The sequence below is a fragment of the Snodgrassella sp. B3882 genome, assembly GCF_026535915.1.
Lineage (GTDB): Bacteria > Pseudomonadota > Gammaproteobacteria > Burkholderiales > Neisseriaceae > Snodgrassella.
Window position 1 is genome coordinate 2,076,242 of the sequence record NZ_JAFNPF010000001.1, and the last position, 22,709, is coordinate 2,098,950.

Annotated in this window: 13 protein-coding genes; 7 read left to right on the forward strand and 6 right to left on the reverse strand. The window is 42.0% G+C overall.

Features of this window, described 5'->3' with window-relative positions; all coding sequences use genetic code 11:
- Positions 1 to 383: 383 nt before the first annotated feature.
- The 3 genes from J3U68_RS08780 to J3U68_RS08790 are packed head-to-tail and all read right to left on the reverse strand — an operon-like array spanning position 384 to position 3,182.
- Positions 384 to 1,160, reverse strand: a complete 777-nt coding sequence (locus tag J3U68_RS08780) for a ferredoxin--NADP reductase (protein WP_267376155.1) — start codon at positions 1,158 to 1,160, stop codon at positions 384 to 386.
- Between the two features lie 50 nt (positions 1,161 to 1,210).
- A complete protein-coding gene (locus J3U68_RS08785; protein WP_267376156.1) occupies positions 1,211 to 1,999 on the reverse strand; it encodes a J domain-containing protein in 789 nt (262 codons plus the stop codon).
- 25 nt (positions 2,000 to 2,024) lie between these two features.
- Positions 2,025 to 3,182, reverse strand: a complete 1,158-nt coding sequence (locus J3U68_RS08790; RefSeq protein ID WP_267376157.1) for a trans-sulfuration enzyme family protein — start codon at positions 3,180 to 3,182, stop codon at positions 2,025 to 2,027.
- A 256-nt stretch (positions 3,183 to 3,438) separates the two neighbouring features.
- Here J3U68_RS08790 and folE2 point away from each other — a divergent pair, with 256 nt between their 5' ends.
- Together folE2 and dsbD are read left to right on the forward strand one after the other, a co-directional pair.
- Positions 3,439 to 4,212 (forward strand): GTP cyclohydrolase FolE2, encoded by a 774-nt coding sequence (folE2, locus tag J3U68_RS08795; protein WP_267376158.1) that lies wholly within the window; start codon positions 3,439 to 3,441, stop codon positions 4,210 to 4,212.
- 134 nt (positions 4,213 to 4,346) lie between these two features.
- Positions 4,347 to 6,191: a protein-disulfide reductase DsbD gene (gene dsbD, locus J3U68_RS08800; protein WP_267376159.1), complete on the forward strand. Its 1,845-nt coding sequence runs from the start codon at positions 4,347 to 4,349 to the stop codon at positions 6,189 to 6,191.
- A gap of 74 nt (positions 6,192 to 6,265) precedes the next feature.
- On the opposite strand, the gene J3U68_RS08805 is transcribed toward dsbD, so the two are convergent.
- Positions 6,266 to 6,640 (reverse strand): hypothetical protein, encoded by a 375-nt coding sequence (locus J3U68_RS08805; RefSeq protein WP_267376160.1) that lies wholly within the window; start codon positions 6,638 to 6,640, stop codon positions 6,266 to 6,268.
- A gap of 465 nt (positions 6,641 to 7,105) precedes the next feature.
- Positions 7,106 to 7,402, reverse strand: coding sequence for a hypothetical protein (locus J3U68_RS08810; RefSeq protein ID WP_267376161.1), 297 nt, complete (start codon positions 7,400 to 7,402; stop codon positions 7,106 to 7,108).
- 158 nt (positions 7,403 to 7,560) lie between these two features.
- On the opposite strand from J3U68_RS08810, the gene recC reads away from it, so the two are divergent.
- The 4 genes from recC to J3U68_RS08830 all read left to right on the forward strand — a co-directional run bounded on the left by recC (position 7,561) and on the right by J3U68_RS08830 (position 16,236).
- Complete coding sequence (gene recC / locus J3U68_RS08815; RefSeq protein WP_267376162.1) at positions 7,561 to 10,788, forward strand: exodeoxyribonuclease V subunit gamma; 3,228 nt, start codon at positions 7,561 to 7,563, stop codon at positions 10,786 to 10,788.
- A complete protein-coding gene (gene recB, locus J3U68_RS08820) occupies positions 10,785 to 14,408 on the forward strand; it encodes an exodeoxyribonuclease V subunit beta (protein ID WP_267376163.1) in 3,624 nt (1,207 codons plus the stop codon). The genes recC and recB overlap by 4 nt, the downstream gene beginning before the upstream one ends.
- A gap of 61 nt (positions 14,409 to 14,469) precedes the next feature.
- Entirely contained in the window at positions 14,470 to 14,874 is a 405-nt protein-coding gene (locus tag J3U68_RS08825) for a hypothetical protein (protein WP_267376164.1), read from the forward strand.
- Positions 14,875 to 14,922: 48 nt separating this feature from the next.
- A complete protein-coding gene (locus J3U68_RS08830; protein ID WP_267376165.1) occupies positions 14,923 to 16,236 on the forward strand; it encodes a DUF445 domain-containing protein in 1,314 nt (437 codons plus the stop codon).
- Positions 16,237 to 17,220: 984 nt separating this feature from the next.
- On the opposite strand, the gene J3U68_RS08835 is transcribed toward J3U68_RS08830, so the two are convergent.
- Positions 17,221 to 17,730: a hypothetical protein gene (locus J3U68_RS08835; RefSeq protein ID WP_267376167.1), complete on the reverse strand. Its 510-nt coding sequence runs from the start codon at positions 17,728 to 17,730 to the stop codon at positions 17,221 to 17,223.
- 644 nt (positions 17,731 to 18,374) lie between these two features.
- Here J3U68_RS08835 and J3U68_RS08840 point away from each other — a divergent pair.
- On the forward strand, positions 18,375 to 21,815 hold the full coding sequence (locus J3U68_RS08840; RefSeq protein WP_267376168.1) for a PilC/PilY family type IV pilus protein: 3,441 nt from the start codon (positions 18,375 to 18,377) through the stop codon (positions 21,813 to 21,815).
- The last annotated feature ends 894 nt before the right edge of the window (positions 21,816 to 22,709 follow it).

Genomic DNA, 22,709 nt, shown 5'->3' on the forward strand with positions numbered 1-22,709 from the left:
CGGCTTATCTATAGCATATTGATTCTTATGCGCTCAGACTTTGCTTGTGAATATTTTTGCCATTATTGCCTACGCTTGCCAGCTGTGTGCTATTTGCTTCTAGGCTGCACCTGTCGCTACAGCAAAACTTGCCTGATCTTTTTTATTGCCTATTCTTGGCTGATTTTTCACCGAATGGTACGTGTATTAGTAAGAACAGTTTGCAACCAAACAGTAACGAGAGACTCAATTACAAACGATGGTTTGAATCTACAAATAATGAATATGGCATAATGACTATTTGCAAATTCACTCTTATAGTATTGATAAATATAAATAAATATCAAGAAGCCAGTTCTAGGAAAACCATTTTTTGGGTGTAACAGCATTGCCCGCTGTAATCACTAAAATCCGTTTTCCATGATGATCTGTCCGGGCAGTTTATTACGATGCATGCTATAACCCATATTGAGCAAGGTTTTAAAGGTGTCCGCTACCATAGCAGGATTACCACACAGCATAAAACGAGTACGCTGTGGAGAAAATGCTAATTTTAATCCTTGTGCCAAACTGCCGTTGTGTAACAATTCTGGCAAACGCTGGTTTAAAGCGCCGTTTGTCTCTTCACGAGTCACTACCGGCTGCCAGCTTAATTTATGCGCATACTCTGCCACCAGCGGGTGCTGATGAAATTCTTCTACGCGCTGATTGAATACCAGCTCATTAGCATAGGACACAGAGTGCACCAATCCAATATGCTGGAAACGCTCCCACAGCTGCGGTTGTTGTAACATGGACAAGAAAGGGGCAATGCCACTGCCGGTACTCAGCATAATGAGATCTTCCCCATCGGTAAAGCGTCCAGGCAGAAGGAACCCAAAGGCGGTTTTATCCAGCAGAATGCTTTGCCCTGCTTGCATTTGTGCCAGACGCTGACTCATGGCACCATTTTCAATCAGAATAACAAAATACTCTAAGGTATCGGCATATTCAGCCGAAACAATGGAATAGGCTCGCCAGATATAGCCTGCACCGTCACGAAATCCAAGTCGCGAAAACTGTCCGGCACTGAAGCGGTATGAATGCGGTCGGGTAATGGCAAATGACATGAGTTTCGGCGTGAGCTGTTTCACCCATAATACAGTTTCTTCAGTAAATTTGGCTTCTGGTGCAGCACTCATGCAAAGCTTCCTTCAAAGCTGCGCCAGACAATCTGGCCGCAGATGTGTGTTTACAGTCTGATATCTATATCCTGATATTTTCGACTTGCTTCGGTGTTTTTTATTTGTATTCCGTCGCTGACAGCCCATTTCCCATCGCTAATGCGTTGGTATTGCAAGCTGAAATCGCCATCACCGATTTTAGGGATGATGAAGGTTTCTCCAGCCGGAATATAAAAAGAACGAATGGCAGTAAATTTACCGTCGTGTAACTCATATAATTGGGCAAAAACCGCTGATTGCAAGGATGTAGCGTGCACAACAATGCGATTATCACCGCGCTGGCGTAAAACGGGATAACCGGTCACGTAAGCTGCTTTTAGCGGAAACTGATGTCCATTAGGGGCGATGGTGACAGGTCCGGTTACTTGCTTGCTCTGCTGGCTAGTAGTTGGAGCAGGATACAGCTGGCGCCACCAGACCATCCCCATGACCACTAAAATTGCTGCTGCAATAAACCATACCCAGCCGTGCCCACGCTCATTAAGCGTGATTGTCTGATCGTGCTGATTGGGTAAATGTACTGGCGCGGCAAAAGGAGAATGTTTGCGCGCCAGTAATTCGGGTGCGATATGTGCCTGCAAAGCTTGTCGCGCAATCCAAACATCGTGATGATGTCGCTTTTCTGGATCAGACAGCACAGCGTAAGCCTGATTGATTTCTGTCATCCGCTGGTGTGCTTGAGGATTATGCGGATTGCGGTCAGGATGGTATTTTTGTGATAGGGCTCGGTAGGCCGCACGAATAACTTCATCCGAGGCATTATGAGCAACATTCAAAACATCGTAATAATTCTGCACAACTGTTTCGCTTACTTCTGATAAATTAAATTAAGGTGTTTAGCGCCCGATTGAGGTCGCTCCAAATATCTTCTATGTCTTCTATGCCAGCAGAAATACGCAATAAACCTTCACGAATGCCCAGAGATTTTTTCACTTCGGCACTCATGCCACTATGCGACTGGCTAGAACTATGGTTGATCAGGCTCTCTACACCGCCCAAACTGGATGCCAGTCGAATCATTTGCAGGTTTTTAACCACGCTGTTGGCCGCTTGTCGGCTGTCATTGCGCAAATAAATTGAAACAACTCCGCCAAATCCATGTTGCATTTGTTTGCACGCCAATTCGTGATGTTCATGCTCAGCTAATCCTGGATAAAATACTTTTTCAACAGCAGGATGTTGTTGCAAGCGTCGTGCCAGTTCGGCTGCGTTAGCCATATGTTGCCGCATACGCACAACCAGGGTTTTGATTCCGCGTAAAACCAATGCGCAATCCATTGGACCAGCAATTCCACCGGTATTGATGGAAACAGAACGTAATTGTTTGGCATGTTCAGGATTTTTGGTTACAGCTATGCCCATTAATACATCAGAATGCCCTGACAAATATTTCGTCGCTGAGTGCAAGACAATATCCACACCCAAATCTAGCGGTTGTTGAATATAAGGGGTGGCAAAGGTATTGTCCATGCCGACTATAGCACCTGCTTCATGGGCTATTTTCGTCAGAGAAGCGATATCCACTAAACGCAACAGCGGATTGCTTGGTGTTTCCAGCCAAACCATTTTCACAGAAGTTTGCGCCAGTATGCGCTCCAGATTGGTTGGTTCTGTCAGATCGGCAAATATTACATTAACACCCCATTGGGCATAAACTTCAGTCAATAGGTCATACGCTCCACCATAAATATCTGCCACGGCAACGATGGTATCACTCGGGCGCAAAAAGGTACGCCAAATCGCATCAATGCCTGCCATGCCGCTACCGTAGGCAAAACCTGCACAACCATGCTCCAGTTCAGCCATGGTATCTTCCAATATCTGACGGGTTGGATTGGAAATACGTGCATATCGAAAAGGGATGTCCTCACCTATTTCATGCAGCGCAAACATGCTATTCTGATAAATAGGTGGCATTAAAGCCCGATTGTGTTCATCCGGCTCATAGCTAGCATGGATGGTCTGGGTGGCAAATTTCATATTTTCTCCACTGCAAGCACAGACTGTGGCACCAACGTGTACTTACATAAGTAGGTTAAATTAATTTAATTGTGGCTATAAGTTTAGCATGCTCATTGACTTCGGGCATTATATCGCTAGGGTAATATTAATTCCGACTGATTTGCTCGGATTTAAGGCATACAGTATAATTTTAGACCTTATTGGTCATGAATGTCTGCAAAAATCCCAGACGCAATGACTGGATTGTATTGGTCTGACAAGGAATATCATTAGTATGAACGCTATTGCCGATGTGCAAAGCAGTGTTGATAAACGCAATATGCCGATTAATCAGGTTGGAATAAAAAATTTTCGCCTACCTGTGCGCATCGCTTCTGCCGATGGAATACAACACACCGTTGCTGAACTGACGATGACGGTGGCTCTGCCTGAAGAGCAAAAAGGAACGCACATGTCCCGTTTCATCGAATTGATACAGGCACAGCAAGATAATATTGATGGTCGGGTTTTGCGTCAATTGACAGAAACCATGTTGCATAAACTGGATGCAGTAGCGGGTAAAATTAGCCTGAGCTTTCCTTTTTTTCGCCAAAAACAGGCGCCAATCAGTGCCATCAGCAGTCTGATGGATTATCAGGTTAAACTGTGCGCAGAAATCACCGACGGTAGCTATGTGCAAACCATGCAAGTGATGGTGCCGGTCACCAGTCTATGCCCATGTAGTAAAGAAATTTCTGCTTATGGAGCACACAATCAACGTTCACATGTCACAGTCACCGTAAGTGGTCAGGATGAAATCCAGATAGAAGAGATTATTAACCTGATTGAACAACAGGCATCCTGTCAGCTGTATGCTTTATTAAAGCGTCCAGATGAAAAATTTGTTACCGAGTATGCCTACGATCACCCAAAATTTGTAGAAGATATGGTTCGTGATGTGGCCACTTCCTTAAAAAACAACAACAAAGTAACTTCATTCACTGTTGAAAGCGAAAATTTCGAATCTATCCATAATCATTCTGCCTATGCTCTGATACAATACCCATAAAAAAATCCAACCTACTTAAGCTGGAAACATTATCCTTACCCAGTAGGTTGGTGGTAAATGGTTGCAAGGGTTGATGATTTACTGCCATTTATTCATGAATTTAGTTCGACACCATCATAGTTTCTGTGACCTTTATGTCTCACAATACGATTTCGCGCCTGCCATTTGTACGCATGTTTAAATCATGCTGCCTATTGGTTATTCTATTTTTATCGTTGTGTCAGGCAGCGCTGGCATTTGACAATTACCAACTTTTGTCGGCTTCAAAAGCATTCCAACCAGCATTGACCATTCAGGATAAGCATATTTATGTGCGTTTTGATATCGCACCAGAATATTATTTGTATCGCAACAAAATCAAGATAACCACCAAACCAGATGGTGTTTTAGGGAATGGTCGTTTTATTCAAGCGGGAACACTGCAACAAGATCACTTTTATGGTAACCAATATGTTTTTTACCATCAATTAGACGCAATCTGGCCATATGTTCATGCTGATACCCAACAACCGTTTGAACTGATATTGACTTATCAAGGCTGCGCCGACGCCGGAGTGTGTTATCCGCCCGTTGAAAAAGTTTGGACCATTAACCCGCTTACCAAAGAGCAGCTTTTGCACAAACCCGTAGTCTTGACACCGAAGGTATCCAATTTTCAACAGAAACAAGAAACTTTACAGGCAAGGCAAGCTGTTTCATCCACTAACAGCCTGTTTCAACTTTCCCGAGCCACGATTATTACCAATTTGCTGACCTTTTTTATAGGTGGTCTGGGACTGAGTTTGACTGCATGTATGTATCCACTATTGCCCATTGTGTCGGCGATAGTCGTTGGCTCAAATCATCGCCACAGTAAATGGCGCGCTTTTGTTTTATCTTTTGTGTATGTTCAAGGTTTGGCTTTGACATATACCATTGTCGGCATAGCCACCGCGAGGACAGGAACCTTTATTAATGCCTGGTTACAACAACCGTTAGTGGTGCTTTCCGCAGCAATCATATTGCTGCTTCTGGCATTTGCTATGCTTGACTTGTATCACATTCAATTACCGCAACGCTGGCAGTCTTTCATATTACGCGTGAGCAATCGCTTTCATGGCGGTCATCTTTTTTCAGTTTTTATGATGGGTGCCTTATCTGCTCTTATAGTCGGTCCCTGTGTGGCCCCACCACTGGCATTTGCATTGGGCTATATCGGTCAAAGTGGTGATGCTGCGCTCGGTGGCATGGCTTTATATGTCATGGCTTTAGGTACCGGCGTACCTCTGGTATTGATATCGGTTTTTGGAGCACATATTTTACCCAGAGCAGGCGCGTGGATGAAGACCGTTAAATATCTGTTTGGAATGATTTTAATTGCTGTCGCCACTTATATTGCCACGCCTTTTTTAAATTATACGTTTGTCATCATTACTTATACACTTCTGATGCTGATTCCAGCTATTTATATGTACTTTTGCTGGCAACGTAGCTCTGGTTATCAACGTATATTTAATGGCGTAACCAGTTTGATTTTTCTCGTCAGTGGGCTATATTTTGCTGTCGCCAGCTCGCTAAACCGTAGCACACCCATTCATCATCTGCTCACGTTGACTCCACCGCAACAACAGCATTTTGGTCAAAAATTTAAAGATCCAGAATTATTGCGACAAGCAATGCAGGAACTGTTTGCTGCCAATCCCGACAAGCCTGTTTTGCTGGATTTTTATGCAGAATGGTGTATTTCCTGTAAAGAGATGAATGCGTTTACATTAGGGAGTGCCAAAGTTCGCGCTGTCGTGGATGAAAGTAGATTCTTACAAATTGATGTCACCGATAATACTATTGATCAGCAAAAGCTGTTGCACCAATATGGTTTATACGGTCCACCGGGACTTTTTGTCGTGCAAAACAATGGTTATCGCAGTAAACCTCTACTGGGTTATGTCTCTGAAGCGGATTTTCTCAGCTGGCATGAGCAGCAAATGCAAAAGAAATAAAAAAAAAGCCTCGCGGTTCATCATGCGAGGCTTTTTTGATAATTCGAAAGTGTTTAATGTTTGCTTGTTTCTGTTCAAGCATCCTCATATTGATGATCAGCAATTTCAAGGGCGCGACGTGCTAATGCTAAATTAGCTGTTTTACGGTCTAAAACCATGAACATAAATACACCTTTGCTACTCTGCATCGGACGTAGCAAATAATATTCTTTGTGCAAACTGATGAGGATATCTTCAATTGCTTCTTCAGTCTCATCCTCGCCATACAGTCGCTCAATAGCTTTAACTTCAGATCGCACAATCTCAGTATTACATACTGACAAAATATCCAGATCCATACCAGAGGGACTAACACCATCAAGCAGCATACCGCTTTCGTAGTCTACAACAGCACAGGCCATCACACCTTTAGTGTGCGCCATCTTATCAATTACACCTTTAAATCTCACATTAATTCCTTCTTATGTATACCTTCAACCAATTCAATAAAGCAGCGATGGTCTATTGTCCTTTTTTTTTCTATCTTTGACTAGTGTTAATTAATTTTAATTTAAATAAACTTAATTTTTCAATGATAGCTTGTCTTGTTTATAACCCATAATTTAAAAAAATCCTTTTTAAATATCATGAATTTATAAAAATTTTAAATCTAGTTTCTCCATAATTTCATCCCAATTTATCTTTCTTTCATCAACATTAGATTCTTCAGCTTATACTCCATGACTTCTCCAATCCTGAGTTTTAGAGGAACCAATTATCTATCAAACATTTTCTATCATCAGTCAGATCAGCCCAAGATATTTGTTCGGAATTAAGCGGAAACAATGCATTTTCGCTTGATTCTTCTTTTTGGAAAGAATAATCCGATAATAAATTGAAATAGGAACAAAAATTAATCTATAGTATCATACCATTTATTCTTCCGGCATAGTGGGATAACGTGATATCCCATAAGATATATCTATTAACATATCTTTATAATCAAAATCTTCATATCCATCAAAATGGCGTAGCGTCATTACTCCTAGAGGATATTTCTGTTTTGATTCTTCTAACGTGAAAATACACCCTTGTTCTACAACTACCTTTTTTATATCAACTAATTGATGATAAATTGACCTATTGAAAGATATATTTGGAGAAATTTTATACTCTTCCTTGGCCTGTCTTAGCGCTTTGTCTAATATTTCTCTATAATATGACTTAGTCATTACTTGTGACAATCTGGTATACATAGTGTTAATTACCAATATTGATTTTTAATAATATTATTTAACATGTGATTATCAGATTACTCCCATGTTGAATTTCCATCACGCAAATCAAGAGAAGGAAGTTATAATAATCTATCTATCAGGATTTGTAGTCCATGTTCTACCTTTACCAATCAAATCATTTATCTGATCTGGCTATTTTGTTCAGTCGGGTTTATCAGCATACCCCTCCAGCTTCTGTGCTGACTACCACAGAAGTTGTTGTGCAAAGTCAAGGCATGCGTCGTTATCTAAATCATTTTCTGGCGCGTGAGCATGGCATTGCTGCAAATCTGCATTTCAGCCTTCCTGCTAGCTTTATCTGGCAATTAACGCATAAAGTCTTGCCAGAAATGCCCAAACTCAATCCTTTTCATACTGAAGTACTGCGCTGGCGCTTGCTGAGACTTTTTTGTAGCGATCAATTGCACCAGCCAACTTTGCAGCATACAGCAGCTGCTTTAAAAAATTATTTAAGCAGTAGTATACAAGCACCTTATCAACTTGCCGGTAAACTTGCTGATATTTATGACCAATATTTAATCTATCGCATTGATTGGATAGAAAAATGGGCAGAAGGAGAATTACTCAATCTGGGAGAAGATGAAAAATGGCAGGCAGAATTGTGGCAATGGCTAAGTATAGACAGCCATCTGCCGCATCGTGCTGATATCATGCAATCTTTTCTATCTCAATTGACCGCGCAGCATTTACCCGAGCGGATTTTTGTTTTTGGTATGGCCACTTTGGCACCCATTTATTTACAAGCCTTACAAATCATCGCTCAACATACAGATGTGCATCTTTTTGCCATCAATCCCTGTGCTGAATACTGGGGTAATGTGTTGCCAGCAGACGCCTTATTGCTGGATCAAAATTTGGATATCAACGTAGTCGGCCATCCCTTGCTCGCCAGTTTAGGCAAACAAGGACGAGATTTTTTCGATGCGCTCAATGATTTAGATGAAGTGCACAATATGCCTTCTGTGTATACAGAGTGCGGTGAAGTGGCCGATACCTTACTGCATCGCCTGCAAAATGATATTCAATGTTTACAACATCCTAAACAAACGCATCAAGCCTACCAATTACAACCCTATGATCAGTCTATCCAGATTGTTGCCGCCCATTCTCCCTTACGTGAACTTCAAATTCTTAAAGAACAACTATTACAGGATTTGCAACAGCATCCTGACTGGCAACCACACCATATTGCCGTTCTCACGCCACACATTGAACCTTATTTACCCTATATTCCTGCTGTCTTTGGTCAAAAACAAGGAACAATACCCGCTTTGCCCTACAACATCGCTGACATCAAAATCAGTTTACACGAGCCGGTATTACAGTTATTAGAAAAATTATTGCCATTAATGCTCAGTCGTTTCAGCATTGACAGTATTCAACCATTACTGGATGAAATAGCTGTGCGAGCACGTTTTGATCTCAATGACAGCGATGTCGAATTGATTAAACGTGTCTGGCAGGAACAAGGTATACGCTGGGGTACAGATGCTGCCATGCGCCAGCAATACGGTGGAGCGGGTAAACTTTATACATGGGAACAGGCACGTGAACGCACCGTATTAGGCTGGTTATTACCAGAACAGCGCCACCCCAAATTATGGCAACAACAATTGCCGTGGTATACCGATATCGGTCATACCGAAATATTGGCTCGAGCTCAACAACTGATTGATTGCCTGATGTACCATCATCAGCAGTGGCAACAGGCTGCCTCCATCGAACAATGGATTGCTCATACCCGACACCTACTCAGAGATTTAGCCGATGAAGACAGCTTAACAGGTTCAGCGATGCAGCAACTGGAAACCGCGCTGGCAGACTGGCAAGCACAGGCCGATATGGCACAATTTAATCAAGTTATCCCGCCTGAAATCGCTATTGAACATCTGCAAAACTATCTTTCTGCCACCCGCCAGGCTGGGTTTCTGCGTGGAGGCATCACCTTTTGTAGTATGGTACCGATGCGAAGCCTACCCTTTCGTTGTATTTGTCTGCTCGGACTAAATGACGGTGATTATCCGCGCACCACCAAATCCGCCGCTTTTGACTTAATCGCACAGCATCCGCGTCGTGGCGACCGTGCGCGTCGAAATGATGACCGCTATTTATTTCTCGAATCCATATTGAGCGCCGAAGACAAACTTTATCTGTCTTACATCGGCAAAGATATCCGTAAAAATGAAGAACTGGCTCCATCAGCTTTGATCTACGAACTAACCGATGTATTGGCCGGCATGACTGGCACGACCTCACTGGCATTTAATCAGCAGCATATTATCCACCATCCATTGCAACCCTTTTCACGACGCTACTTTAACGGTGATTTAGCCAGCAGCCGTCAGGATTATGCTCAAGCACTGAACAGCGATGCCCATTTTTCGACACCGTTTTTGACCGAAGTGCCGCTCCCAGCGCAAGACAGTACAACAGAGTTAAATATCGAAACATTCATCCGTTTCTGGCGCAATCCCGTGCGCTTCTGGTTGCAACAACAATTACAATGGCAGGCACCTTACCAGCAGACTCCCATCAGCGCAGCTGAGCCATTCACCATTGAAAACAGTGCACCTGTATACACAGCCTATACGCAAGCCCGTCAACAACATCTGGATCTGGAGGAAGTAGACAAAACGTTGGCCATCAGTGGACTCATTCCCGAAGGCGAACTGGGCAGCATTATTACCGATAGTCTGCGTATTCAGACTATGGCTCTAGACAGCGAAATATTACTCAGTCCCGCCGTTGCTGATGTGCCGTTTGTATTGCAACATCCACAACTACAGCTCAGTGGGATCATCACCCATTTGCATCAGTGCGGCCAAATCATCGAATGTCACCGTGCTCCAACCTCGCCTGACAACATCGAATTGTATTTGCGCCATTTGTTACTGTGTGCTTCCGGCATCTCTCCTGCACAAACCCATGAACTGTATCCGCCCAAACCACGTACTTTGGCGCCCATACCCCAGTCACAAGCACAAGCCTTACTTAGCCAATGGCTCGATTACTATCTGCTTGGTCAATCGCGACCCTTACCGTTTTTTGCCAAAACCAGTCTGGCGGCTGCGACATGCTGGTACAAAAACAGACAGAAAAGTAATCCCCCTGCTGCTCATAGTAATGAAGAATACAGTGCAGCTTTCAAAGCGTATATGGACAGCCATCATGGCAAACCGCAGGCCGAATATAATGAAGTGGCTCAAGTATTCTCCCGCGATCAGGATCTGCCTATAGATCAACCTTTATTCTGGAATCTGATCGAAGAGCTGCTTTTGCCATTACTGCATTGCACCGAAGGTAATCATCAATCATCATGAGTCAGGTACTTAATCCCATTACCATGCCGTTACAAGGCATCAGCTTGATAGAAGCTTCGGCGGGCACCGGTAAAACCTTTAATATCGCCGCCTTATTTGCGCGACTGATATTGCTGGAACAATTGCCCATCGACGCCATATTGGTGGTCACTTTTACCAAAGCTGCTACGGCAGAGCTCAAAACCCGACTTCGTACTCGTCTGAATCAGGCATTAGCCTTATTACAAAATCAATTGCCTGCTGCAGAAAACGATCCGGTTTTACAACAACTAATCGATCAGGCACGCCAGCTAAGTGACGACGCCAGCCTGATTCTGCGCTTGCAAGCTGCCATCACCCAATTTGACAGCGCAGCAGTTTATACTATTCATGGTTTTTGTCAGCGTATTCTTACCGATTATGCCTTCTTGTGTCAGACGCCTTTTGATACCGAAACCAGCGAAACCGACCCACAACTACTATGTCGCTTTGCAGAAGATTTTTGGCGCAAAAATATCAGCCATCAAACAACCCTATCCAGTCTGGCCGTCTCGCGCAAACTGACCCCATCCAAATTGGTACAGGAAACGGCAAATTACAGTAGCATACCCAACCTACTCATACGCCTCCCTCCTGTCAGTGATTTGTCAGACATCAACCATAACTTACAGCACTGTTGGCAACAACTGAGCACTCAGTTTCATGCCATACATCAGGCTTTTTGGCAGTTGCACCCCCAACTTAACGGCTCCACATTCCGCACTAAAAGCTATGAAGAGTTTTTTCTCGAACTTGAACTAGCCCTGCAGGAACCGCCAGCATCCTGTCAACTGCCCAAAAAAATACTGGAAAAATTAAACAAATTTGCGCCAGACTACCTAACTTCCAAAGCCAAAAAAAACCAAATTCTCGACGAAAAATTGCTCAACACAGTCCGATTGCTGGCCGAATTGGGTCAGCTTCTGGAGCAAAAACAGGCTGCCGAAAACAGCATTGCCCTACAATTACAAATTGATTGCTTTCAGTACGTGCGCCAATGTCTGGATGAACACCGGCGCAATAGCCATCAGCGCAGTTACGATGACCTGCTTGCCGATGTGACCATGGCATTGTCACCAACCAACCCCCAAGCCAGCACCTTAGCCGCCGCACTGGCGCAGACATGGCAGATTGCTTTGGTAGATGAATGTCAGGATACCGACCCGATGCAGTACCATATTTTTAAAACCGCTTTTGCCACGCAGAATCGTCCATTAGTCATGGTCGGTGACCCTAAGCAGGCCATTTATCGTTTTCGGGGTGCCGATATTCATGCCTATTTGCGTGCAGCTGCCGATACCCCTGCGCAGCAACGCTATACCCTGAATACCAACTATCGCAGTCATCAAGCGTTAGTGCAGTCCATCACCCAATTATTTACCAGCAAAGATCACCCTTTTATCCTGCACGGAATAGATTACCCCCTGATCAACGCTCAGGCCGAGCACAGCAAATTACGCCTCGTTGATCACCCCCATGCCCTAGCAGCCATAAAAGTGCGGTGGCTGCATGAAAACATTAGCGTAAGTGAAAAAGGCAACGAGATCATCCCCAATAAAGATAGCCTGCGTGCTCGTGCTGCCGAATGCTGTGCTCATGAAATAGCCGACATGATTAACCAAGGTCTGCGCGGTGAGCTCACATTGGGCACACGAGCGCTACTGGCCGGAGACATTGCCGTACTGGTACATTCTCACAAAGAGGGTCAGCTGATAGCCAAAGCACTTAAGCGTTGTGGCGTCATCAGCGTTTCACTCGGCAATCAGTCCATATTCAGCACCAGCGAAGCCGAAGCAATGGCTGCCTTGCTGCGCTTCTGGTTGCAACCGCAACAAACCCAAATCCTACGCTTCATTCTTGGTGGCGTATTATTTAACTGGACAGCCGCCCAATTAGCCCAACTAAATCTAAATGAACATACCCTGAATGAATGGATTCAATTAGCACTCAACGCTCGAGAACATTGGCAGCAACATGGGGTATATACCGCCCTACAATGGTTTGCCAGCCAAACCGCGTTGGAAAGTAACTTGCTCAAACAGCGTAACGATCGCGGACTCACCAACTTTTGGCAACTGGCTGAATTACTGGCCGAGACAGAGCAAACCATTCCCTCTGCCAATGCCTTGCTGGACTGGCTTGAGCAAGCCATCAGTAATCCCCAGCTAGCCAATGACAGCTATTTATTGCGATTAGAAAGTGATGAGGCACTGGTGAAAATCGTCACCATGCATGCATCCAAGGGGCTTGAATATCCAGTTGTATTTTGCCCCTTTGCCTGGGATGGCAAAGAAGCCATCAGCAACTTCGCCCAATGGCATCGACTGCACCAGCAAAATCATATCGAAATGGTGGCACAGCCCTTGCTCAACGACAATGACAAAACCGAATTGATCGAAGAAAGCATGGCTGAACAACTACGCCTTTACTATGTTGCCTTTACCCGCGCACGCGAACAGCTCATTATCTACAGCGCAGCGTGTAGCAGCACTGCCAGCAATCCCTTAGCATGGCTGTTAGGTGGTGAGCAGCACCACACCTTGGCTGAAACCCAAAATTATTGGCAAACCACCCATAAAAACCAGCTAATCAGCACCTTATATAATCAATGGCACACTTTTCTGGCTCAAAATACCGATCCAACATATTTTAGCTGGTGTGAAGGCATGGCTGCGCCAGCAACAGTATCCGTGGGACAAAATCTGGAACACCCCTATCAGGCACTGAACATCAACCTACAACCATTTAACCCTATCCGCTATACCAGTTTCACCAGCTTGAGCCAACACCACCATGATCACCATATTGAAGAAGAACAACTGGCACCAGCTCTCGATCAGGCGGAAATACTGCCGAATGCACCCACAAACACAGAAGCTGAAAATCCCCTACTGGCTTTTGCCCGCGGCATCAATGCCGGACTGTGCATGCATGCCATCCTCGAACAAACCGAATTCAGCTTACCTGCCAATCCACAAGATGAAGAAGCCATCCAAAACACCCTGCTACGCTATGGTTTTGATTCAGAGCATACCAACACCATGTTAAACCTACGCCAAGCCGTGTGTCATTGCCAACTATCAAAGCAAACCACCCTTGCCGATATTCCGCCACACCAGCGCGTGGCAGAAATGAACTTCATGCTGCATATCGAGGACTTTGACATCCTCCAACTGCGCCAATGGCTTGCCCAGCCTCATCTGAACTTACCCGATTGTTGCGTCCAAGCGGCTCAAACCCTTAATTTCACCACCGTTAATGGCTTCATCAACGGCGCGATAGACCTTATTGGCGAAGACAATCATGGTCAGATCTACATCATTGACTATAAATCTAACCATCTCGGCAACCGTTTAACTGATTATCAACAAAACAACATGGATTTAGCCGTAGCCAAGCATCACTATTATTTACAGGCATTGATCTACAGCATCGCTTGTGCTCGTTATCTGCACAGCCAAAAGCGGTTACCAGACATGATCAGCATTCGATACCTCTTTCTGCGAGGACTCAACTCAAGCAACCACAATGGTATCTGGCAGTGGGATATAGCTACTGCAGATCTTAAACCATGGTTACACCCACATGACAAAGCCCAGTAGCTGCGGTATATTGCACCTATATAGATATTATTTCAGCGAATTTTAATGAGGAGTTAACACCATGCTGAACAAACCCGAAGAATTTATCATGTCCATATTGGCCGGTATCTGGGTCGTGCTGACATTTATTATCTGTCGCTACCTGCGCCTGCCAACCGATACCGGCTTACTCATCACCGCTCTAACCTTAATATGGGCATTAGTGTTCTTCCTAGTGTGGCAGCGTGGTAAAAGTCGTCAGATCTGGCCAATTTTTCTGGGCTTACTCGTCATGTGCTGGTGGCGCGCCATTTACTGGTCAGCCAGCTTCAACGTATTGAATGCGGATAACATCGTGCAAAATAACATTAGCTGGTATGGAACCTGGCCTGCACTGATCATCTATGCCCTCATTCCCGTTATAGCAGGTTATCTGTTCAAATGGTTTCGTTACAAAAAACAAAAAACGACAACCAAATTATCCTAGTGTTTCATCCCTAAAGCGATGACATCCTGATAAACAATTGACTGCAACATGTCTGCAACAACCAATACTCACCGACAACGACAGCGTCTCAGGCGGATGCGATTTATCGCAACTGCCTTGTTGCTATTGGTATGCATTTTATTTATCTTCAGTTGCCTTAACCTAAGCCAGTATCCAGCGCTGGCCTACCTGAAAGCCTTCACCGAAGCGGCCATGGTTGGCGCCCTTGCCGATTGGTTTGCCGTCACCGCCCTCTTTCGACATCCTCTAGGCATTCCTATCCCACACACCGCTATCCTGCCACAGAAACAAGACAGAATCGCCACAGAGATAGCGCGATTTATCGAAAATAACTTTCTGCTCGATAAAACCATCGCCAGGCAGATCTTCTTCTATCACCCCAGCGCCAAAATACTCGAATGGTTAAATCAGCCAAAAACCCATCAGCAGTGGCTAACCTTTATCACCCAGCAAATTCCTGGCCTGTTGCACTCAGTTAAAGGTGATGACTTTGCCAAATTCAGTACCCAACTGTTTAACAACCAATTTAGCGGTGACAAACTGGGAATAACCTTGGCAAACATCCTAGCCTTAAGTCGCAAACAGAACATCGATAAAATCATGCTGCGTGCTTTACTGCGACAGCTTCGTCGCTGGCTACACGACCAACAAACCCGTGCTATGCTCGAACAAAGCCTGTTACAGTGGGTAGGCAAAATCGAAAAAAACGACCCCTCCAGCTGGGATCGCCTCAAAGCTTCACTCAAAATCAACCTTACCGCTCGTATTGACGACTGGGTAGCCAACAAAGTACTCAACTGGGCCGATTCCTACATCCAAACCATATTGACCAATCCAAAACATCCCTTTTGGTATGCCTGTCGCAAGCAGATCCTCAAAACCGAAAGGCAACTACGCCATAATAATCAGTGGCATCAGCGCTTGAACATCAGTCGGCAACAACTCTCCCATTCAACCGAGCTGCACCGCAGCCTCAGCCAATTATGGGAAAGCCTAATTAATTGGAGCGAAAACGATGTCCAGCTTCCCCATTCTTGGTGGCAACAACAGATCAATCGCCTATTCCTCCATCTCCAACAACTGGCTCAACAGCACCCACGCTTCATGCTTAGACTGGATATCCGTATCAGCCTATGTACCCGCACATTCATCAGCCGGTATAAACATCGCGTAACCCAGTTTATCACCGATAAAGTGCAAAGCTGGGACAATAAACAAATGGTAGACAAAATCGAATTAAGCGTTGGTCGCGACCTACAATTTATCCGCATCAATGGCACAGTAGTCGGAGGCTGTATCGGCGTACTAATCTACCTCATAGCCCAATGGCTAAAACTATAACCTAGCAAGATCTGTCAAAAAACAACCAACTAGATCCAACCTCAAACATCTATACTAACAACCTGAGAGCTTAAGAATAAAAACAGAATTCAAACCTAGAGATGTAAAGAAAATAAAGTAATTCAACCAAAGCCAAAAATAATAAACTGATTTTTTCTACTCTGCCATAATCAAAGTGGGCATACAATAAAACACACATTGAAAAAAATGCCATATAAAAAATACAACGTTTAAAAATTGCTGAAAAAAATAATCGTTCAAATACGAGGGACAAAGACCTTAAATCCAGAGGATTGACAGAGACAGAGATTGATTTCAATGAATGGGAAAACCCTGATTAAACATGCTAAATAAACAATGACAACCATCTAACCACAATAAAACCTAAAAACTCAACCCCAATTGGGTTAATAAACCGACTAACAGCCTCAATTATCGATGAAGCAACAAAACATAATCCTGGCAAAATACCGTCACCATTCCAGGTCAAAATAAAAGAACTGCTATCAATAACCGCTGTACAAAAGGATAGAAATGACTTACTCAAATGCAAATCAAACTTGAACCGAAATGCGTAAATCAAAAATTGAATGGCTAAAATATCAGATTTAAACCAATTAAAAATCTAAAAACGTCCACAGCAATCCAAATAATCAATTATTTATCTTATAAAATAAAAAATTCATCATAAAGACAATAGCTTGAAATTAAATACCACCTGATTACACCACCGCTCTAATATCTGCAAAACACAACCTGTCACCTAAAACAGTTCCACTGTTAATTCACACATAACGCAACCGTAAATCAAAAATTTCTAAAGACCTTGCATCCATAAATACGACAAAACTAACTAGCAACCATTTAACCATCACAGATACCCAACCGATGCACAATCAGAGCCAAGATATCCAGATTGCTTAACAGACCAAATAACACACCACCCGCAGATCTACTGAAGGTGGTGTTTTCAAGACCTTATTATTATTTACGACGCATATCTTTTAACTGCTGACGTAAACGTAAGAATTGTTGTTGTTGCGATGGACTGAGAATTTGATAAATAGCATGCTCACGTTTCAAATTAGTCAATTCAAAATCGGCCATATTATTTTTTTGCTTTTTCCAGAATTTTTGTTCTTGTGCAATAATTTTTCTCGCTTTGTCATCGTCAAAATTTCGATCCAAGACCAGATTATCGCGGCTATAACGCAGATTGGCCAAAGTTTGCTTCTGCTCATTGTCCAGTAAGGGTCGTTGAATGCCAAATTGCTGACTAATTTTGGCTACCTCAGCCTGTTGCTGAGCACTTAAATCCAATTTGGACAAAATTGGATCATTTGCAACAACAGGTAACACAGATGTATAAGTATTGGTTTCAACCGTTTCGCTAAACGCAGCCACCGGTACAGAATTAGTATTGGGTTCAGCAAAAGCAGAAATACTGATCGAAGATAAAGCAGATACAGCTAATACACGTGCTAAAATTTTCATATTGTTTCCTCTATAATATCGTTAACAAACTACTTACCACCTAACTTCAATCCTCAGTATTTCATAAATCCATGTAAAAACAAGAATTCATATTGCAATAAAATTTAAACTCCAGCTAATAAAAACAGCGTTGACAAAATAATTCCATCAGATTCATCAACAAAAACATCGAGCAAACAGCTCAACCACAGCCTATACCCACAAAATAATTAAAACAACAAAATATAACAGAACACATTAATCATCCCATAAACATCAACAGCACAACTTTTATCACCATACGTCGAATAAACATAACATCAGAAAACAACAGTAGATTAAATAGTTGCAAAAAAACGATGGCGGATTTTAGAAGAGAAAAAAAGCCTATTGATTGGATAATAGACAATGATATCGATCCTATCATCAACAACTTAATATATTAATTGTAAAGTAACCAGATCGAATCAACGCCACATACAAACAAAAATAGAATTGAAACTGAACATTAAATTTGCATAAAAAATGCAACTTATAATGACAAATCTATAGAAAATTTTAATCAATCTTCATGTTTAATTTAAAAAAATTATAAAATTATTTCAATTTTATTGCACATAGACTATCATAAATTAAATTCAAAATAATAAAAAAGGAGAAATGCAATGTTAAAACTCTTCTTGCCTGATCACCAACCCCGAACATGCTTAAAAGTCAAAAATCCATTAATTTTGATTATGACATTGTCCTTATCATTACCCTTTTCTGCGTTGGCAAAGAATACCTTTGCAGATATTCCCCTCCATCTGCGCAGTAAATCAATTCAAACTGTAGGCTATAGTGTCAAACCCAATATTCTATTTTTTATTGATGATTCAGGCAGTATGAATGCTGGTCTATCTGAGGATAAATACTTCGAATATGGAATTAAAAAATGTTTAGAAGCGCAACCTTGGCCAAGATATAATGAATGCAAAATATGGGGAAAACAACAAAATTCTTTTGATTTTCCAGACTTCGTTGTTAAGAAAGATTCAATACCTATACCCCCCATTTCTCCAGACGATCCTCCAGAAAAAATGATTAAGGTCGAATATTGGAGAGCTCATGACTATAATAGATTTCTCGTTGTTCAATTGGCACTGACTAACATACTCTCTCGATATCGTCACGATTTTAATTTTGCCTTACAGCTATTCAATAATCGCGACCCATTTCTGGATCAATTTTTCAATATCGAAGAATATGTCGATTACATAAATTTACATCGTACAATTAGACGAGTATGGGCAAAAATTAACTGGGGTACGCCAACATTTTCACGTTTAAATGCTTCTGCTCGAAATATACTGATGAATAAATTGCAGTACCGTTGTCAAAAATCCTATTTAATTATTCTTTCGGATGGCGTTGCTTCCGGCTACCATCGACCGGTCACTGATTCAACCTTATATCAAGATGAATATGATTATGGCTATGATGGCTATTTTGACGGTAACCAAAGCCGAAATGATACAAAATTATTTACCGAAAGAACTGAAAATTTTACCAATACATTAAAATACTATACTGAAACATTACGAACCAAAAATTTTGGTCAATACATATATAGCAAAGATATAGTTAATTCTGATGGTAAATCCTATAATAAAACAACTAAACGCACCGACCGCAGACTAACAGATAACGCCGGTCAACCATGGGATGGACCAGATCCACTTGCCAAACAACCGGGGCATACAGCAAAATTCACCCAGACAGCAACCACCTTCACCATTGGCTTTGGATTAATCACCGATGGCGATGTCATGGGCATTGAATTGTTAAAAAATGCCGCATCCCCCAAACCTGATTATGATCCAGTGACTAATCCAGATAGTCGTTACTTTTATAATGTCTCAAAACCTGAGGAAATTTTAAAAGCTTTTGAAGAAATTCTTACAGAAATCAAAACACTGTCAGAAATAGAGACAGGCACCACCAACACCATCTCCCCAACAATGGGCGAATCCTCTACCACGGATCAAGATCTATTAATCAAAGCTCAGGTTGAAACAGAACACTGGAGTAGTCAACTTTGTTTTCATTCTAAAAATGAAACCAATGAAGAGAAAAATGATTGCAATATACAGCCCTCTTTTAACAACCGCCAACTGGTTTTAAATGACGGCAAAACGTCTTATCTCTTTGCAAATCCGGCAAGTAACGCCCTAAATAATGAACGTTTTAACATCCGTAATAACCAAAATTCAAATAATCTCGAATGGCATGATGGCCTACTTAATTGGTTCAGCCGCGGTAAAGCCGACAACAAAATTAAACAAAACGGCTTTGTACTGGATTATCGCCAACGACCTTTTAAACCAGGTTTTGGTAATACCAGAAATATGGGCGACATCATCAATAATCCCATCGAAACCATCGGACAAGAAGAATTCAACAAACAAAAATATCTGATTACCTCCGCCAATGACGGCATGGTGTATGTATTTCGTGCGGTCAACAGCGATCGCGCCCCTTATGATCTGAAGTTCAACTACATGCCAATGGCGATTGAACGCAACAGTATCGATGGTTCCGATCTGGTCAGTCATTATTACAAAGATCTGACCAGCAAAGATTATGGCAAAGACGCCCAACATCCCCATCGCTATTTGCTTAATGGTGGCTTTACCGTGGTTGAAACACCCGCCCTTCTGAACAAGCCTCAGCAGATATTTATGGTCTCTAATATGGGGCAAGCTGGACGCGGTGCGTTTGCCATCAATATTGGGGGTAGAAGTCTGACTACTAAAGAACCCATAGCAGCGGACGACATGAATGACGTCAACTGGTATAAACAGCTATTTCTATTCCAAACACCCAGTGGCTCAGAGAATCAATTCGGTTACACAATCGGTACGCCTGCCGTAGCCATTACTCGAGTTAACCGCGATCAAAACGCACCAGTGAATACCTATAAAACCCATCTGCGCGAACTGGCATTTATCAACAATGGCGTTAATTTCCCCGATAAGGAAATATCCCAAAATGAATCGGCACTATACATTTACGATGTACTTGGCATAGATGTTGGAACAGAAAGTTATCTCGTTACTGGGGACAGCAAAGGCAAACTAGTTAAAAAACTGACCGCGACTAATGGTAACGGTGGTCTAGCCAGCCCAGTGGTTTACGACAGCAATAATGATGGCGTAGCTGATCTGGTTTATGCCGGAGATTATGGGGGTAATCTGTACCGCTTTGATATTCGCGATCCTAATCCAGACAATTGGACAGTCACCCGAATCTTTCGCGCAGATGGTCCGATCACAGTAGCACCCACCCTGTTTGCGCCCAAAGCGGACAGTCAAGATCCCAATGCGGCGCATAAAGTAATCGTGGTTTTTGGTACGGGTAGTGATCTTTACCAATCTGATCTGGAATCGCAGACACAGCAAGCCATATACGGTATCTATGATGACTACGAACAGCAAGGCGGCTCTGCTTTAGTTTTAAAACGTAATTTGCTGCAACAATTCATGGATTACCACAATAAAACGGGTGAGCTGTCAGATCACCCCTTCTCATCCACAAAATATCAAGGTTGGTACTTCAAACTGAATATTGACGGCGAACGGGTACTCAGTTCCGTCAACCAACTACTATCAACCGGAATGGTGATGACCAGATCTTATAATCTGAAAAAGGAAAAGCTTAATCAAACCGCTGAGAATGATCCATGCCAAATACAAAAAACCAGTGAAACCACCACCATGGTTTCACGTTTAACGCAATTTGATAGTATTAGCGGTGGTAAGCTAAACAAAAATCAACCGCATTTCACCCTATATCAACATAAACAATCCTTTAAAAGCAGTATAGCCATGGACGGACTAGTTGGAATGAGAATAAATACTGGTAATCAGTATAATTCACTAAATGCAGGTAAAACTGGTATGCAAAAAAATCCTGGCGAAATTGCACCAATTAATACTTGTTTCTACAAAAAACCACATATAAATCTTACTAATGGGGAAAATTTTGAATTAGTTTCCACGCCTCTTTGCCCGGGAAAATTTGAAATTCTTGGCTGGCGAGAAATTAAAACTGATTATGTGAATTGATAGAAAGGGACAAGCCAAGCAAGGTCAGATAATTTATCTGACCTTTTTTTGCCATCTTAATTAATCATATTTATCTGTTCAAATCATTCAGATTTTGATGATTAATCATCATAATTAAAAGCTTAAATTATTTATCGGCTCCTGCATCGACAGCTTGCAGTAAAATGATTCATGCTTAACATGGCTAGTATTCAGACCCAAAACTAATAATTTGCCTATAAATTCTAATCAAAAACAGACGAACCAAAATTTTTTGCCATAACAGCGGCTGCTGATTGCTGCCCAGTAACGACTACTTTTATATTGCCCATAAAATCTGGTTAATTATAATAACCTCAATTTTATTGAGACATGATGTCAACTTAATTAGTCACTCATTTCTTCAACAATTTATCAGCAAAATTTCTAAAACCTAACCCTAAAACGCTTTGACAGATCGAGACCATACTGTTGATTGGCTTAATCAACAATATCTAATTTGCATGAACATCCGCAGTAACTGTATGATTGCCAACTCAGATTAATATAATTTAAATGCACAGAATTTGTATATTTACATCAATTAAATAATAATTATAAATATTTACTAAAATTCATTTCAGAAGATTTTCTTTGCCGATTAATTGATAATGCCTAACTAAAATAATTGTATGCCATAAATTAGCACTATAAAATATAATATAATTTAATTTAATTTAATACTCAAACAATAAAAATTAATCATAAACTAAAAATACAAAAAGCTAAAACAATTACCACGCACAACCATAACATATACAAATATATGTAAAAATGATTTAATTAATTAAAGAAGATTAGAGCTTAAATTAATTTTGATTTTGCGACTTATTCAATAATAAAGTAAATATGGAGAATTGAATGTTTATAGGGCGT

Bases quoted from the DNA above. Each gene is read 5' to 3' on its own strand.
- J3U68_RS08780 (WP_267376155.1), bottom strand. From the start codon at position 1,160: ATGAGTGCTGCACCAGAAGCCAAATTTACTGAAGAAACTGTATTATGG.
- J3U68_RS08790 (WP_267376157.1), bottom strand. From the start codon at position 3,182: ATGAAATTTGCCACCCAGACCATCCATGCTAGCTATGAGCCGGATGAA.
- folE2 (WP_267376158.1), top strand. From the start codon at position 3,439: ATGAACGCTATTGCCGATGTGCAAAGCAGTGTTGATAAACGCAATATG.
- dsbD (WP_267376159.1), top strand. From the start codon at position 4,347: ATGTCTCACAATACGATTTCGCGCCTGCCATTTGTACGCATGTTTAAA.
- J3U68_RS08810 (WP_267376161.1), bottom strand. From the start codon at position 7,402: ATGACTAAGTCATATTATAGAGAAATATTAGACAAAGCGCTAAGACAG.
- recC (WP_267376162.1), top strand. From the start codon at position 7,561: ATGTTCTACCTTTACCAATCAAATCATTTATCTGATCTGGCTATTTTG.
- recB (WP_267376163.1), top strand. From the start codon at position 10,785: ATGAGTCAGGTACTTAATCCCATTACCATGCCGTTACAAGGCATCAGC.
- J3U68_RS08825 (WP_267376164.1), top strand. From the start codon at position 14,470: ATGCTGAACAAACCCGAAGAATTTATCATGTCCATATTGGCCGGTATC.
- J3U68_RS08830 (WP_267376165.1), top strand. From the start codon at position 14,923: ATGTCTGCAACAACCAATACTCACCGACAACGACAGCGTCTCAGGCGG.
- J3U68_RS08835 (WP_267376167.1), bottom strand. From the start codon at position 17,730: ATGAAAATTTTAGCACGTGTATTAGCTGTATCTGCTTTATCTTCGATC.
- J3U68_RS08840 (WP_267376168.1), top strand. From the start codon at position 18,375: ATGTTAAAACTCTTCTTGCCTGATCACCAACCCCGAACATGCTTAAAA.